This window comes from Candidatus Methanocrinis alkalitolerans, from assembly GCF_029167205.1.
Classification (GTDB): Archaea; Halobacteriota; Methanosarcinia; order Methanotrichales; family Methanotrichaceae; genus Methanocrinis; species Methanocrinis alkalitolerans.
Map to the genome: position 1 here is coordinate 83,475 of NZ_JARFPL010000003.1, position 14,024 is coordinate 97,498.

Consider the following 14,024-nt stretch of genomic DNA (forward strand, 5'->3'; position numbering starts at 1 on the left):
GTGAAGTCGATTATAGATGAGGCTCTTAACAGATCTGAGCTCGAGGGTCGCGCAGCTCCTCCGTCAAGGGCCATGGAAAGCGACGAAGATCTGGTGGGCCTGAGATCTCCGTCGAGGGCAATGGAGAACGACGAGGATCTGGTGGCGGTTCTGGAGCAGCTGACGACGGTTATAAAGGTAGTTGGCTGTGGAGGTGGCGGGTCCAACACCATCGAGCGGCTGGCCGAGACCGGGGTCGAGGGGGCACAGCTCCTTGCCATGAACACCGACGCTCAACACCTCCTCCATATAAACGCGGACCGTCGCCTCCTGATCGGGCGACGGACCACGCGGGGTCTTGGGGCGGGAAGCCTCCCTTCCATCGGGGAGGAGGCTGCGAGAGAGAGCATCGATGATATCAGGGCCGCCTTGGAGGGGGCGGACATGATCTTCATAACCTGCGGCCTTGGGGGCGGGACGGGTACCGGAGCCGCTCCCGTGGTGGCTGAGGTGGCAAGAGAGATGGGGGCCCTCACCATCTCCGTGGTGACCCTCCCCTTCGCCGCAGAGGGTGCGATCAGAATGGCCAACGCCGACGCCGGGCTGAAACGGCTCCGAGAGGTCTCAGACACCGCCATCGTCGTCCCCAATGATCGGCTGTTGGAAGTCGTCCCGGATCTGCCCCTCCAGGCCGCCTTCAAGGTGGCGGACGAGGTGCTGATGCGTTCGGTGAAGGGCATTGCGGAGCTTATAACGAGGCCTGGGCTGATAAATCTGGACTTCGCAGACGTCAGGACTATAATGTCCAACGGCGGCGTCGCCATGATCGGCCTGGGGGAGGCGGAAGGCGAGATGAAGAGCAAAGACTCGGTGATCAAAGCCCTCCGTAGCCCCCTTCTGGACGTGGACATATCGGGGGCTACGTCGGCGCTGGTCAACGTCGTGGGCGGGTCCAGCATGACGATATCCGATGCCGAGACGGTGGTGGAAGAGGTCTATGAAAGGATCAACTCAGAAGCTCGGATCATCTGGGGTGCCCAGATCGACCCCGCCCTCGACAACGGTATAAGGACGATGCTGGTGGTGACCGGGGTATCTTCTCCCCAGATCCTGGGCAAAGAGGACCTCAAAGCGAGCCGTGTCGTATCCAAGCACGGCATAGATTTCGTCAGGAGAAGGCGGACGGATATCTGACCTGGCTCGCGGCGGCTGGGATGAAAGTGCGAGAGCCCTCAAGGCCTTGGAATATTAATCGATCCAGAGGTCAACGGGCTATAATCATGACCCCGGAATGGTGGGCTTCTGCCGGGGTCTCATCCTTCTTCTGAGATGTGTAGCCGCTTCCTCTAGACGGACTTTTGGGGACGCCGTCGTCGACGGAGATCTCTACCTTCTGCATGTAGAGGAGAGTCTGGCCGACGCAGGGCATCTCTTTTAAGGTATCGGGATGGATGCGAACGGTTTTGAGCTTGTGACAGGTCTGAAGAATCCTATAAATGTCGCGGTTTGATGGCATAAAGGCTATTATGAGTTCCTCATCGCAGGGTGCAAGCCGCATCAGGTCGAACTCCGAATTTAAGGTTCGCGTCATCTCCAGACCACCTGAGATCTCTTTACTCCAAAAAGCTCTCGCGAAGCTCCGGCGCCTAACTTTCGAATCTCTTTGATTTTATACTGTGAACAACTAGTCTCTCATATATGAACTTATTGATTCAAAATAACTGCGGATTGATGGGCGAGATATTTTATATCATGGCTGGATATCAAACGCCGAGGATCGCATCCGGTGGAGATTACGCTCTTATGCCACCTCTCATGAAATTGATGAGGTAGCCTGTCTTGAGAGTTCAGCGACCCGGATATGCCATGAAGAACTTCAGCCTGCGTCCTATGTGAGATGGATGGGCGAACCTTTAAGATCTGAATGATAACATGGACCATGTCAATCGATGGAATTATAAAGCATCGAGATTGCTCGCTAAATATTGTTATGGGTGCTACGATTGGGTGTGAAATTATGGTGACAGAGAAGGTGAAGAAGGAGCTTGAGATGCTCAAAAGGCACCTCATAATCCTGAAATATGTGGTGGAGAACGAGCCGATCGGCATCCTGAAGCTCGCCGAAGAGACGGGGATACCGAGCCACAAAGTCCGATACTCTCTGCGGGTGCTGGAGCAGGAGGGGCTCATCGCCGCCTCGGCGCCTGGAGCGGTCACCACGGAGCGTACAGGGTCGTTTCTCGAAGATCTGGACCATGCCATAGACCAGCTTCGGGATATGATCGACGGGCTTAAAGAACTGAAGGTCGAAGGGTAGCATCCGATGCTCCCATATATAGAGGTCGCCAGAGCTCTGGAGGCGGTCAGAAGAGAGGAACGGAGGGACGATAAGGCAGAAGCTGTGGCATCTCTTCTCAGGAGCATGCTCCCGGAGATGCTCCGACCGACGGCTAGACTTCTATCGGGCCGGCTTTGGCCTCCCTGGGAATCGCGGGAGATGGGGATCGGCCCTGAGATCCTGGGAGAGGTCATCGGAGAGCTATCTGGCCGGGGCAGATCTGCAGAATCGGAAGGGTCTGACCTGGGAGATTTGGCTTTTATGATGGTTCAGAGGCGGTCCCAGCAGACCCTCACCTCTTCCTCGACGGATGCCCTTCAGGTCTACGACTCCCTCCGCCAGATATCAGATCAGAGGGGGCCGGGTTCCCTTTCCAGGAAGAAGTCCATCCTTAAGGGGCTTCTTCTGAACGCCACCCCTCTGGAGGCCAAGTACATAGCCAGGACCGTTCTGGGGAGGATGATGGTGGGGCTGGGCCCGTCTCTGATGGCTGATGCCATCGGAAAGGCCTTCTCTGTCGAGGCTGCTCAGGTTGAGAGGGCGTACGCCCTTCTCCCGGATTTCGGCATCGTGGCCCTCAGCGCCTATAGAGGGGAGATATTCGAGGTGAAGCTGGCACCCCCAAATCCTGCCAGGTTCATGCTCTTTGGGGATAATAGGGGGCAGGATTTTCCTATCTGGATGGAGGAGAAGGCGGCTTACGCAGTCAGGTACGGCGGTCTCAGGGTCCAGGTACACAAGTTGAACGACCAGGTATTCATTTATACGAGCCAGCTTCGAAACGTCACTTCGCCCCTCGACGACCTGGCAGAAGAGGTGATGAGGATAAAGGGGAACTTCATCATGGAGGGAGAGTTTCTCCTGGTTCATGGTGGCCGGATATCGCCCCGGTCGGATATGGTGGGGAGGATCAACCTCAAAGGCAGGTCAAAGGATCTGGCGACCCCCTCCTTTGCGGCATCGGATCTCCTATACCTGGACGGTCGGGAGATGATCGATGAAGGGTACGGAGAACGTCGGAGGCTTTTGAGCCGAGGGCTTAAAGGGGTGGCTGGCGAGCCCCTATCTTCAAAAGTATTTCTGGCGGAGGAGAAGGTCTCTTGCGATCCCGACGAGGTGATGGAGCTCCTCCGATGGTCTTTAGATCGGGGGTTCGGAGGGCTGATAATGCGCCATCTAGACGGACGTTACACCCCGGGTTCCAGGAGCAGGGGAGATGTGTTGATATCTCATATCCACGGCACAATCTCCGGCCCAAAGGGCTGATCCCGCATCGTCCTGGGGCCGCTTTCAGGAGATTGATCCTGATGAGACCTCAAAGATGGGCGCGTCATCTATTGATGGTTTTCATCAAGAATGGTCATTTGGTCTTCGTTTGCATTTCGAAATAAAAGTCCACCGCCGCTTTTTTTCGAGCGATACCGCCAAGAAAGTCTATATACGTGAAGGATCCTCAGTTCTTTGAGAGCCGGTCAAGAGTGCGGTTCTTCTCAGAGGGGAGAATATTTAAGCTCAGTATGTGAATATGTTTAGAGAGGTATCGGAGGAAGGATTAGATGACCAGAGGATTTTTGGCGGTTTCGGCGGCGCTTCTGGTGGCCGCCATAATGATATCGCCAGCTATGGCATATACCGTTTGCAGTTCAGCAAATCCATCATACACTATAGGCTCGGGAACGCCCTATCAGTATACCATGGGGTCCGGGGGCCTTCAGGCCTATACCATAGGCTCGGGAAGTCCTTATCAGTATACCATGGGGTCCGGGGGCCTTCAGGCCTATACCATAGGCTCGGAAAGTCCCTACCAATACACGATGGGTTCAGCCGCCTTCCAGGGCTATTCCATCGGGATGGGCGCCCCAGCATCGAGCCTAGGATGTGAGGTTCCCGTTCCATCTGTCACGGTACCTGCAGTAGAGAGGCCCGTGGTCGAGGAGCCCGTGGTCGAGGAGCCCGTGGTCGAGGAGCCCGTGGTTGAGGAGCCCGTGGTCGAGGAGCCCGTGGTCGAGGAGCCCGTGGTCGAGGAGCCCGTGGTCGAGGAGCCCGTGGTCGAGGAGCCCGTGGTTGAGGAGCCCGTGGTTGAGGAGCCAGTGGTTGAGGAGCCCGCTCTCATGAACATCGTCGAGACGGCGATAGATGCAGGCAACTTCAACACCCTGGTGGCGGCGGTCGAGGCCGCAGGTCTCGCTGAAGTCCTCAGCGGCGACGGACCCTTCACCGTCTTTGCCCCCACCGACGACGCCTTTGCAAGATTAGAGGGACTTGACGAGATCGACAACGAGACCCTGGCAGAGATCCTCAAGTACCACGTCGCAGCCGGCGCCATCATGGAGTCAGACGTCGTGAACATGACGGCTATACCCACCCTCCAGGGCGGAAACCTCACCGTTGAGGTAACCGAAGAGGGCGTGACGGTGGACGGCGCCAACGTGACGGCGACCGATATCGTCTGCAGCAACGGCGTCATCCACGTCATCGACTCGGTCCTGATCTTGCCAGAAGAGGCGGAAGTCGCGGCCCCCGTTGAGACGATCGGCGACACCCTCGCCGACATCGTACCCCCAGAGATGGACGAAGGCGCCCTTGGTGACATAGTCATACCCGAGATGGACGAAGGCGCCCTTGGTGACATAGTCATACCCGAGATGGACGAAGGCGCCCTTGGTGACATAGTCATACCCGAGATGGACGAAGGCACCCTCGGTGACATAGTCCCACCTTGAAACGGATACCAATACCAGGTTAGTCAGAGGAGATTTAGAGGAGAGACAGGCCCTAGATCTGTCTCTACTCTAACCTCTTCCCATGGCCATTTTTTCCCTGCCCATCGATGAGATCGAGATGAAAGCTGAGGTTATCCGGTTGATTATGCTGCATTGCTGGATCTTAGACCTCGGAGAGATGGAAACTTTTTCTCAACTGCAAGAGGAGGACCGATATAGTTGGAGGGAGACGGATGCGATCTGAAGTCGTCCTCGCTCTGATCCTCACCGCGTCTCTAATCTCCATAGGGGCGCCGAACCATCCTGATCTAGACCCGATACCCGATGCTCCTCTGGAGGGGCGGATTATCGAGGCGGACGTCCCTTCTGGGATAGACGTTCCGGACGATCCCGAAGGATCGAACGATCCGAAGTTGGGGGTTGGGATGCCCCTCCGGATCGATCCGGCCTTTCTCGCGATTGGAAGCGCCCCGAAGGTTCCGACGCCGGATGCCTCCTCGAAGGGGGATATCCCGCCGATCTCGGTCCTCTTGAACAAGATGGTCTGGTTCGATGTAGAAGACCGCACCCTGGACGGAAAGGGGCCCTACGGCAGGATGGTGGTGAACCGCGTTCCCATAGCTTCTCCGGTCTTCAATCGGCTTCTGGAGGATGCGGGGTACGCCAAGGTGAGAGAGTTCCAGCCCCTTTCAGCCCCCGGGGACTGGTGGAGAGATTCTAAAGCTTTTAATCTCCCCTCCAGAGGAGAGCTCCCCGCGGAGGGGTTTGGATCCGTCCAGGTCAAACGGTTTTACGTCGGATGGGCGTATTCGGACAAGTACCATTACCCTGACTGTCGATGGGCCAAGAACATCCCCCCCGGCGAGCAGGTTTGGTTCTCCAGCCCCGAGGTGGCGAGGGAGAGGGGGTACGCTCCCTGTGGGACCTGCAGACCGCCCTGAAAGGCGTGAGAAGCTTCCCTTTTCCCTCTATCTTTGGTGGTGCTCTTTGATTCGGTTGATAATTCGATTAGAGTTTTTAGAGGCACTGCGCATTAGCGTTTTTGAATTCGAGATGGACCAAAGGGTTATCTAACAAAAACAAGATCGGTATCGTTTCTCTTTGGATATATCAACCGAATCCAGGCGCACCACCCTATCTTTCGATCTTCTGTCAGTGGCCAGACTTTCCGCCAGCTGTGGTATGAGGACGAGCTCTGGCCTGCTCGCAAATCTTATATAAGCTGCAGCCTTCCTCCACCATAGGATAAAATAGTACATCAATGTTCTTTGGTGATCTCAAATGGCTCTTAAAACTCTGATGGTCCAGCCATCCCTCTGCACGGGATGCAGGAGCTGCGAGATGGCCTGCTCCCTGGGCCACGATGGAAAGTGCAGCCCGGCCCTCTCCCGGATCCGGGTGATCAGGTTCGACTCCGAAGGGAGGAACGTCCCCACCGTCTGCGCCCAGTGCACCAGGCCTGAGTGCCTCTCGGCCTGCACCGAGGGCGCCATCAGGCGTGACGTCGCCACAGGTGCGGTCCTCATCGACGAGGCCCTCTGCAAAGGGTGCAGGGCTTGCATATCCGCGTGTTCTCATTCTCAGATAGGCTTCCACCCCGAAAAGGGGCTCGCATTCAAGTGCGACCTCTGCGGCGGGGACCCCCTCTGCGCTCGGTTCTGCCCCACGGGGGCCCTGTCCTTCGTATATCTCGACCAGCATCTTATGGCCAGGAGGAGGGCGCTCCTGAGAGCCCCCGGCGAGGCGGTCTGAGGACCGAAGAAAGACGGGAAGGGATCCTATCATGACTACGATGGTCAAAGGGTGGACGGGAAAGAGGCTCCGGGTGGACTTGACATCTGGATCGTCGAAGGTGGAGTATATCGACATATCCCACCGCAAAATGTGGCTCGGAGGCCGGGGGTTCAACTCCGAGCTCCTCTACAGGGAGGTGGGACCTTTTGTCGACCCCCTGGGCCCCGAAAACAGGCTCATATTCGGGGTGGGGCCTCTGACGGGGACCTTTGCGCCTGCCAGCTCCAGAACGACGATCACCGCCAAGTCGCCCCTGGGGACCCCCGAGGGGTTCGGCGACTCGAATATGGGCGGCAACTTCGGCCCGGAGATGAAGTTTGCGGGCTACGACCAGATCGTGATCCAGGGGCTGTCAGAGAAGCCGGTGTACCTCTCGGTTCTCGACGATCTCGTGGAGATCAGGGACGCCTCCCACCTCTGGGGGAGGAGGATCTCCGAGACCGACGCCATGGTCAAGGAGGATCTATCCGACCAGGAGGTTCACGTCGCCGCCATCGGGCCAGCCGGGGAGAACCTGGTGAGATACGGCTGCATAATAAACGACGTATCGAGGGCGGCGGCCAGGTCCGGGATGGGGGCGGTGATGGGCTCAAAGAACCTGAAGGCAGTCGCCGTCCGGGGGACGGGGGCCGTCGAGATTGAAAGCCCCCAGGAGTTTTTCGAGATCTGCGCCGAGACGAGAGGCCGGCTCAAACGGGACGCCGTCGCTCAGCTCCTCCACGACCAGGGATCGCTCCTCCTCACCATGCCTGCCAACTACGAGCATGGCTGGTTCTGCTGGAGGAACTTCCAGCGGGGCAACCACCCCCAGGCCCACCTCCTCAGCGGCGAACGCCACCGCGACCACTTCCTCGCTCACCGGGAGGGGTGCTTCGCCTGTCCCATCTCCTGCGGCAGGTTCAGCAGGATAAAGGAGGGCAGATACGCCGGCGAGACGACCGGCGGCCCTGAGTACGAGACCCTCGCCGCCCTCGGTCCGAGGGTGGGCCACCTCGATATGAACAGGGTCATCGCCAACGGCAAGCTCGTCAACGAGCTGGGGATGGACTCCTGCTCCTGCGGCGGAGCTATCGCCTGGGCGATGGAGTGCTGGGAGAAGGGGCTCATCGGCGAGGAGGATACCGGCGGCCTCGCCGTCGAATGGGGCGACGGGGACCTCATCGAGTCCCTCATAAGGATGATCGCCGCCCGACAGGGTTTCGGCGACCTCCTGGCCGAGGGGTCCTTCAGGGCGGCCCGGATCCTGGGCCGGGGGGAGGACTATTCGATATCCGTCAAGGGGCACGACATGTCCCAGGACGACCCCCGGGGCTTGGGCTTCGCCTTCGGGATCGGCTTTGCGACGGGAAGGCGCGGCGGAGACCACCTCCAGGCCCTCCCCTGCCTCGAGCTGACGGGGTCCTTCTACCCCGGCCTCGTCGAGAAGATCCTGGGGACGAGCGCTGCCGAAGAGCGGCTCTCGATGGTGAAGAAGCCGGAGATGGAGCGTTACCAGGAGGACCTGAAGGCCGTAGGCGATTCCCTCACCCAGTGTGCCTTCACCCACACCTGGTCTTTCGCGATCCAGCTCGAAGACATGGTCCGGCTATTGAAGTCGGCGACGGGGGTCGATTATACTCCCGAAGAGCTTCTGAAGGTCGGCGGCCGGATCGTCCACCTGGAGAGGGCCTACTGGAATCGAGTTTTAGTCGGTAAGAACGAGGATAAAAATCCGAGGCGTTTCACCGAAGAGCCGATGCCCGACGGGCCCAACCAGGGGGTCGTCTTCCCCGAGAGGGAGCTGATCCCCCGGTACTACCAGGTGAGGGGCTGGGAGGAGAAGACGGGCTTTCCCCTCCCGAAGGTCCTGGATGAGTACGGCCTCGCCGGGGTGGCAGAGGAGCTAAAGCCCTACAGAAAGCGATACCTTGAGATGATCTCGAAGGACCATGGGCCTTCGAAATCGAAGGCTGATGCCGAGGTTGGCTAGGCGGTCTCGACGGTGGTCGAGATCTCAAAGCTCTGGCGGGCGATGGCGGAGCTGCGGGCCCAAAGCCCGCCACTCCCCCCTAAATTTATGGCACGAGCCTCCTTCGATCCCTGGGAAAGAGGACGGCGTCCCGGATGTTTTCGAGGTTGAGCATGGTGAGAACGACCCTCCCTAGGCCCAGACCCCAGCCTGCGTGGGGGGGCATCCCAAACCTGAAGGCCCTCAGGTAGAACTCGAACCCGTCGGGGTCGAGCCCCTGGCGTCTTATCTTCTCGACGAGGAGGTCGGGGTCGTGGACCCGTTGGGCGCCGCTGGCCAGCTCCATCGAGGGGTGCATCAGGTCGAATCCCCGGCTGATCTCGGGCCTCTCCTCGAAGGGGAGGGTGTAGTAGGGCTTTATGGACGTCGGCCACTCCGTCATGAAGTAGTGCTCTCCTATGGCAGAGCCGATCGCCTTCTCCGCCTCGGTGTCCAGGTCGTCTCCCCACTCGATCTTCGCGTCCCTGCCTTCGTTTGCGATCTTTAGCGCCTCGGTGTAGGTCACCCTCTTGAAGGGGGTGCTGGGGACGGCAAGGTCGATATCCAGAGACTTCAGCTCCTTATAGCACCTTTCGGCGACGTCTCGGTAGGCCTTGGCCATCGCCTCTTCCAGGAGGGCCATAACGTCCTCCTCGTCGGCGAAGCTGACCTCGACGTCGATGGATATCGCCTCGTTGAGGTGGCGCCTCGTATCGTGCTCCTCGGCCCGAAAGATGGGCCCTATCTCGAAGACCCGGTCGAGGCCCGCCGACATCAGCATCTGCTTGTAGAGCTGAGGGCTCTGGTTGAGGAATGCCTCCCTCTCGAAGTATGTGATGGGAAATAGGGCGGTCCCGCCTTCTGTAGCCGTCGCCACCACCTTGGGGGTGGCGACCTCGATGAAGCCGTTCTCTGCGAAGTACTCGCGGAAGGAGCGGAGGACCTCGCTTTCGATCCTGAATACTGCCAGGACGGAAGGCCTCCGGAGGTCGACGAACCGGGAGTCGAGCCTCGTGTCCAGGTCCGCCCCCACCTTTCCTGTGGGGTCCATGGGGAGGGGCGAATCCGCCTCGTTGAGGAGCCCGATATCCGAGGGTATGATCTCGTACCCCCTCGGAGCCTTCGGCTCCCCCTTCACCCTCCCCCGGACGAGGATGACGCTCTCCCGGCTGAGGTGCCTCACCTTTTCGAGGAGGTCTTTATCCACCTTCTTTGCGACCAGGGTCACCTGAGCTAGACCCTCGCGATCCCTCAGGACTAGAAAGCAGATTCCGCCCAGGTCTCGAACCTCGTGGGCCCAGCCCGCCAGGGTCACCTCTAGCCCGTCCATCTCCGGAAGTATATCACCTGAATAATGAGTTCTGAGGACCAAATAACGTCACCGATGGGAGAAATAGGGTTCTGATATAAAAGCAGTCCGAAAGCTCGGGGCCGCCCTGCCTTTCGGAAGGGCGGTCCACCCCCCCCCCAACAGGACCAAATAGAATCATACGCCTACAAGGCGGTAGGTATATCTGAAACGGGGACTATATAAGATCCTTGCTTCAAACTCCAGGCTTGCTCTCACCATGACGACATCGCGGAAAGATCTTATGGAGCAGGATGAGTTCTGGATCCTGCTCTTCATCCTCGGAAGCGTCCTCCTCAACTGGCCGGCTTTATCCCTGGTCGGAGGGGGAGACGATCCCATAGGCAATACCGCCGTACTAGTCTACATAATATCCGTCTGGCTCTCGATCATCCTCTTTGCATTTCTATTCGAAAGGTGGACCTCGAATTGATCAACCCCCTCCTTGCTCTGGCGACGATGGTCTTATACCTCCTCCTCCTCTTCGGCGTAGCCCATTACGCCGAACGAAAGAGGGATCAGGGCAAGAGCATAGTATCCAACCCCTACGTCTACGCCTTATCCTTCTCCGTATACGTCACCGCCTGGACCTTTTACGGGAGCGTGGGGCGGAGCGCCACCGACGGCCTCGGTTTTCTCCCCATCTACCTCGGACCCTCCCTGGTGATGCTCCTGGGCTGGATGGTCCTGAGGAAGATGATCGTCGTATCCAAAGAGCACCGCCTGGCCACCATAAGCGACTTCATCAGCTTCCGGTACGGCAAAAGCTACGTCATCGGGGCCCTCGTCTCCGTCGCCATCCTGGTGGTGATAACCCCCTACATGGCCCTCCAGATGATAGCCATATCCGAGTCTCTTACGATAATTAGCGGCCCGTACCACGAGGCGATGGGGGTGAGGCGGCTCCTCGTCGCCGTCCTTCTGGGGGTCTTCGCCATCATCTTCGGGACGAGGCATCTCGACCCCCTGGAGCGGCACGAGGGTCTGATCGCGGCGGTGGCCTTCGAGTCGGTGGTGAAGCTCGTCGCCTTCTTGGCTGCCGGCATGTACATAACCTACGGCCTCTTCGGCGGCTACGGCGAGATCGTCAGGGGGATAGCAACGAGCCCCGACCACTCTCACCTTCTGGCGGCAGATTACGTCTCCTGGTTCTCTATGATCATAATGTCGTCTTTTGCTATCCTGTTTCTCCCAAGACAGTTTCACGTCATGGTGGTGGAGAACTCGAAAGAGGAACACCTGAAGAAGGCGATGTGGATCTTTCCCCTCTACCTCCTCCTGATAAACCTCTTCGTTCCCGCGGTCGCCTGGGGCGGCCTCCTCCTGGGGGCACCGGGGAAGGCGGACATGTGGATGGTCTCGATCCCCATGAGCCAGGGGCAGGAGCTTCTGGCGCTTTTGGTCTTCATAGGGGGGACCTCCGCAGCCACGGCAATGGTCCTCATCTCGGCGGTGACGGTGGGAACGATGCTCCTAAATGACCTGGAGATGCCCTATATAGTCAGGAAGATCGGCAAGGGAAGGAACCTCCCGGCCCTCATCCTCAGCCTCAAGCGGCTGAACATCCTCCTGGTCTTGGCCCTGGGGTATCTCTACTCCCTCCTGGTGGGTTTTCCGGCCCTGGTGGATATAGGCCTCCTCTCCTTCCTCGCCGCGTGCCAGCTCGCCCCCGCCGCCCTCGGGGGCCTCTACTGGAAGAAGGGGTGCCGACAGGGGGCGGTGGCGGGTCTCGTTGCCGGCTTCGTCATCTGGGCTTACACCGCCCTCATCCCGACCCTCGTGGAGGCAGGGTGGATATCGGGTGCCATCCTCGACGCCGGCCCCTTCGGGATCGCCATCCTCCAGCCGACGGCCCTCTTCGGCCTGCAGCTCGATCCCTGGACTCATGCCTTCTTCTGGTCGATCCTGGCGAACTTCACCCTTTACGTCTTCTTCTCCATCGTCCACGAGCCGACGGACGATGAGAAGGCCCTCGCCGAAAGCTTCGTCGACGTCTATAAGGCCCGTCCCGAAGCCGGACCCTCCCCCGTCCTCCCCTTCGGCGAGAGCGTGGTGATAAGGGTCGGGACGGTAGACGAGCTGGAGGGAACGGTGGCTCGGTACATCGGTGCCGAGAGGGCTAAGAGCGTCGTGGAGATGAACCTCTCCGACCTGAAGACAACCAGGGAGGGGATCGACGCCCGGCAGCTCTTCGAGCTGAGGGACCGTCTGGAGAAGACCCTCACCGGCTCCCTGGGGCCCACAGCCACCAGGATGATAGTCGAAGAGGAGGTGGCGGTGAAGCCCGTCGTCGAGGTGATGAAGGAGACGAGGGCGCTTTATACCCTAGATCCCGGAAAGACGTACATAACCTCCGAGAAGGGCTACGAGGTCTTCACAGACCAGATAACCCACGGGGTCGAGGGGCTATGCATAACCTCTTCTGACCCGGACGAGGTCAGGTTGAGATGGCGTTTCACCGAGACCCCCATCATCAGGCTCAGCCACGAGAAAGGCAGGGGGGAGCGGTACATCGCCCCCAACAACCTCCCCCTTCTCTTCATCACCATAAAGTCCTTTGTGGAGAGCAGCAAAAACAGCATAATCCTCCTGGACAGCCTCGAAGAGCTGATAGATGAGAATAGGGGAAACGTTCCCGAGGCGGAGGTCCTGGACTTCGTCCACGCCCTCGAAGAACTCTCCAGGAAGGGGCGGACGAGGCTCGTCCTCCAGGTGAGGCCGGAGTTCGTCAACCGGAAGCTCACCTCAGATATAAACCGGGCAGATGAGCTGATATTCCTCCTGGGTCCCCTCCCTGCCTATCTATTCAAGGCCTTCTCTGACGCCCTCCTCAAGAGGCTCGACGAGCCCTGCAGGAAGGCGGTCAAAAGGCGGCTCTACGAGATGATGAATGGGGACGAGATCTTCAGGGGCGCGAGGAGGACGGACGAAGGCGACGCTTGCGATCCGGAGATGGCGGGCTTTGCAGAGGCGTCCCGGGGAGGTGGGCCGATGGTGGAGAGGATCGGAAGGTTGAGCCGCTGGGAGTTCTTCGCCGCCTTGAGACGGCTGGCGAGGGCGATCAGGGAGGTGGATCCAGCCTTCAACCTATCCACCGCGGCAAAGCCGATGATGGCCAAGTACGGCCTCAACCCCATTGAGCTGCGGCTAGCCCCGGGGACGACCTACGTCATCGAGGAGGAGAAGCCTGCAAAGAGCCTCGCGGCGTACAGCGACCTCGTCGGCCGGGGGGTGGAGGGGCTCTGCATAAGCAGGTACCATCCAGAAAAGCTGATGGAGAAGTACCGTTTGCCCCCCGAAGGGGTGATCTGGCTGACCCAGTCCTCGGGGGTCGGTCCCCAATACCGGCATGTCGACCCCACCAACTTCCCGCGGCTCTCCGGCATGATCTCAGACTTCCTCTCCAAGACCGAGGAGCCCCTTATACTTCTGGAGGGGCTCGGCTACCTGATAACTCAGAGCAACTACGAGTCGGTCCTCCGGTTCGTCCAGTCTCAGAGGGACGTGGTCGCCCTGAAGAGAGGCATTCTGATAATCCACATCGATCCTCTCGCCCTGGATACCAAAGAGCTGCACAGGCTCGCGAGCGAGATGGAACTGTTGGAGATAGAATACGAAAACTCGTGACTACTCCCCGCCCTGAAGGGCGGGGCTTCTAGCTTTTGGCAGAGACTGTAGTCCCAGTCTCAGAATGTTTATCGCCGCATTCTCGTCACGGTCCATGACCAGCCCGCATTGAGGACATCCATGGACCCGATCCGATAGCGACTTCGGCACTTTAAGGCCGCACCTGGAACATAGCTGACTTGTGTTCCGAGGATCTACTAGAACCACCATCGAACCGGCGCTCTCAGC

General features: G+C 59.1%; 12 protein-coding genes. 9 read left to right on the plus strand and 3 right to left on the minus strand.

The window, feature by feature from the left end; translation table 11 throughout:
• Entirely contained in the window at window positions 1–1,173 is a 1,173-nt protein-coding gene (ftsZ, locus tag P0O24_RS01640) for a cell division protein FtsZ (protein ID WP_394356650.1), read from the plus strand.
• 70 nt (window positions 1,174–1,243) lie between these two features.
• Here the strand turns inward: ftsZ and P0O24_RS01645 are convergent, their stop codons facing one another.
• Window positions 1,244–1,570: a DUF1699 family protein gene (locus P0O24_RS01645; RefSeq protein ID WP_316967998.1), complete on the minus strand. Its 327-nt coding sequence runs from the start codon at window positions 1,568–1,570 to the stop codon at window positions 1,244–1,246.
• A gap of 429 nt (window positions 1,571–1,999) precedes the next feature.
• Here P0O24_RS01645 and P0O24_RS01650 point away from each other — a divergent pair, with 429 nt between their 5' ends.
• From P0O24_RS01650 to P0O24_RS01675, 6 genes are all read left to right on the plus strand, one after another.
• Complete coding sequence (locus P0O24_RS01650) at window positions 2,000–2,296, plus strand: winged helix-turn-helix transcriptional regulator (RefSeq protein ID WP_394356655.1); 297 nt, start codon at window positions 2,000–2,002, stop codon at window positions 2,294–2,296.
• Window positions 2,297–2,302: 6 nt separating this feature from the next.
• Window positions 2,303–3,583 carry an ATP-dependent DNA ligase gene (locus P0O24_RS01655; protein ID WP_316968000.1) on the plus strand — a complete coding sequence of 427 codons (1,281 nt, stop codon included), beginning with the start codon at window positions 2,303–2,305 and terminating at the stop codon, window positions 3,581–3,583.
• 290 nt (window positions 3,584–3,873) lie between these two features.
• Window positions 3,874–5,040, plus strand: coding sequence for a fasciclin domain-containing protein (locus P0O24_RS01660; protein WP_316968001.1), 1,167 nt, complete (start codon window positions 3,874–3,876; stop codon window positions 5,038–5,040).
• A gap of 233 nt (window positions 5,041–5,273) precedes the next feature.
• Window positions 5,274–5,981: a hypothetical protein gene (locus P0O24_RS01665; RefSeq protein WP_316968002.1), complete on the plus strand. Its 708-nt coding sequence runs from the start codon at window positions 5,274–5,276 to the stop codon at window positions 5,979–5,981.
• Between the two features lie 340 nt (window positions 5,982–6,321).
• A complete protein-coding gene (locus P0O24_RS01670; protein ID WP_316968003.1) occupies window positions 6,322–6,792 on the plus strand; it encodes a 4Fe-4S dicluster domain-containing protein in 471 nt (156 codons plus the stop codon).
• A 31-nt stretch (window positions 6,793–6,823) separates the two neighbouring features.
• Window positions 6,824–8,803, plus strand: a complete 1,980-nt coding sequence (locus tag P0O24_RS01675; RefSeq protein ID WP_316968004.1) for an aldehyde ferredoxin oxidoreductase family protein — start codon at window positions 6,824–6,826, stop codon at window positions 8,801–8,803.
• An 85-nt stretch (window positions 8,804–8,888) separates the two neighbouring features.
• Here P0O24_RS01675 and aspS read toward each other — a convergent pair whose 3' ends face one another.
• Window positions 8,889–10,151 carry an aspartate--tRNA(Asn) ligase gene (aspS, locus tag P0O24_RS01680; RefSeq protein ID WP_394356651.1) on the minus strand — a complete coding sequence of 421 codons (1,263 nt, stop codon included), beginning with the start codon at window positions 10,149–10,151 and terminating at the stop codon, window positions 8,889–8,891.
• A 262-nt stretch (window positions 10,152–10,413) separates the two neighbouring features.
• Here aspS and P0O24_RS01685 point away from each other — a divergent pair, with 262 nt between their 5' ends.
• Both P0O24_RS01685 and P0O24_RS01690 read left to right on the plus strand, forming a co-directional pair.
• On the plus strand, window positions 10,414–10,602 hold the full coding sequence (locus P0O24_RS01685; RefSeq protein WP_316968006.1) for a hypothetical protein: 189 nt from the start codon (window positions 10,414–10,416) through the stop codon (window positions 10,600–10,602).
• A complete protein-coding gene (locus P0O24_RS01690) occupies window positions 10,599–13,796 on the plus strand; it encodes a DUF835 domain-containing protein (protein ID WP_316968007.1) in 3,198 nt (1,065 codons plus the stop codon). The genes P0O24_RS01685 and P0O24_RS01690 overlap by 4 nt, the downstream gene beginning before the upstream one ends.
• Here P0O24_RS01690 and P0O24_RS01695 read toward each other — a convergent pair.
• On the minus strand, window positions 13,797–14,024 hold a 228-nt coding region (locus P0O24_RS01695; protein ID WP_316968008.1), incomplete at its 5' end, for a transposase. It abuts the gene before it with no gap.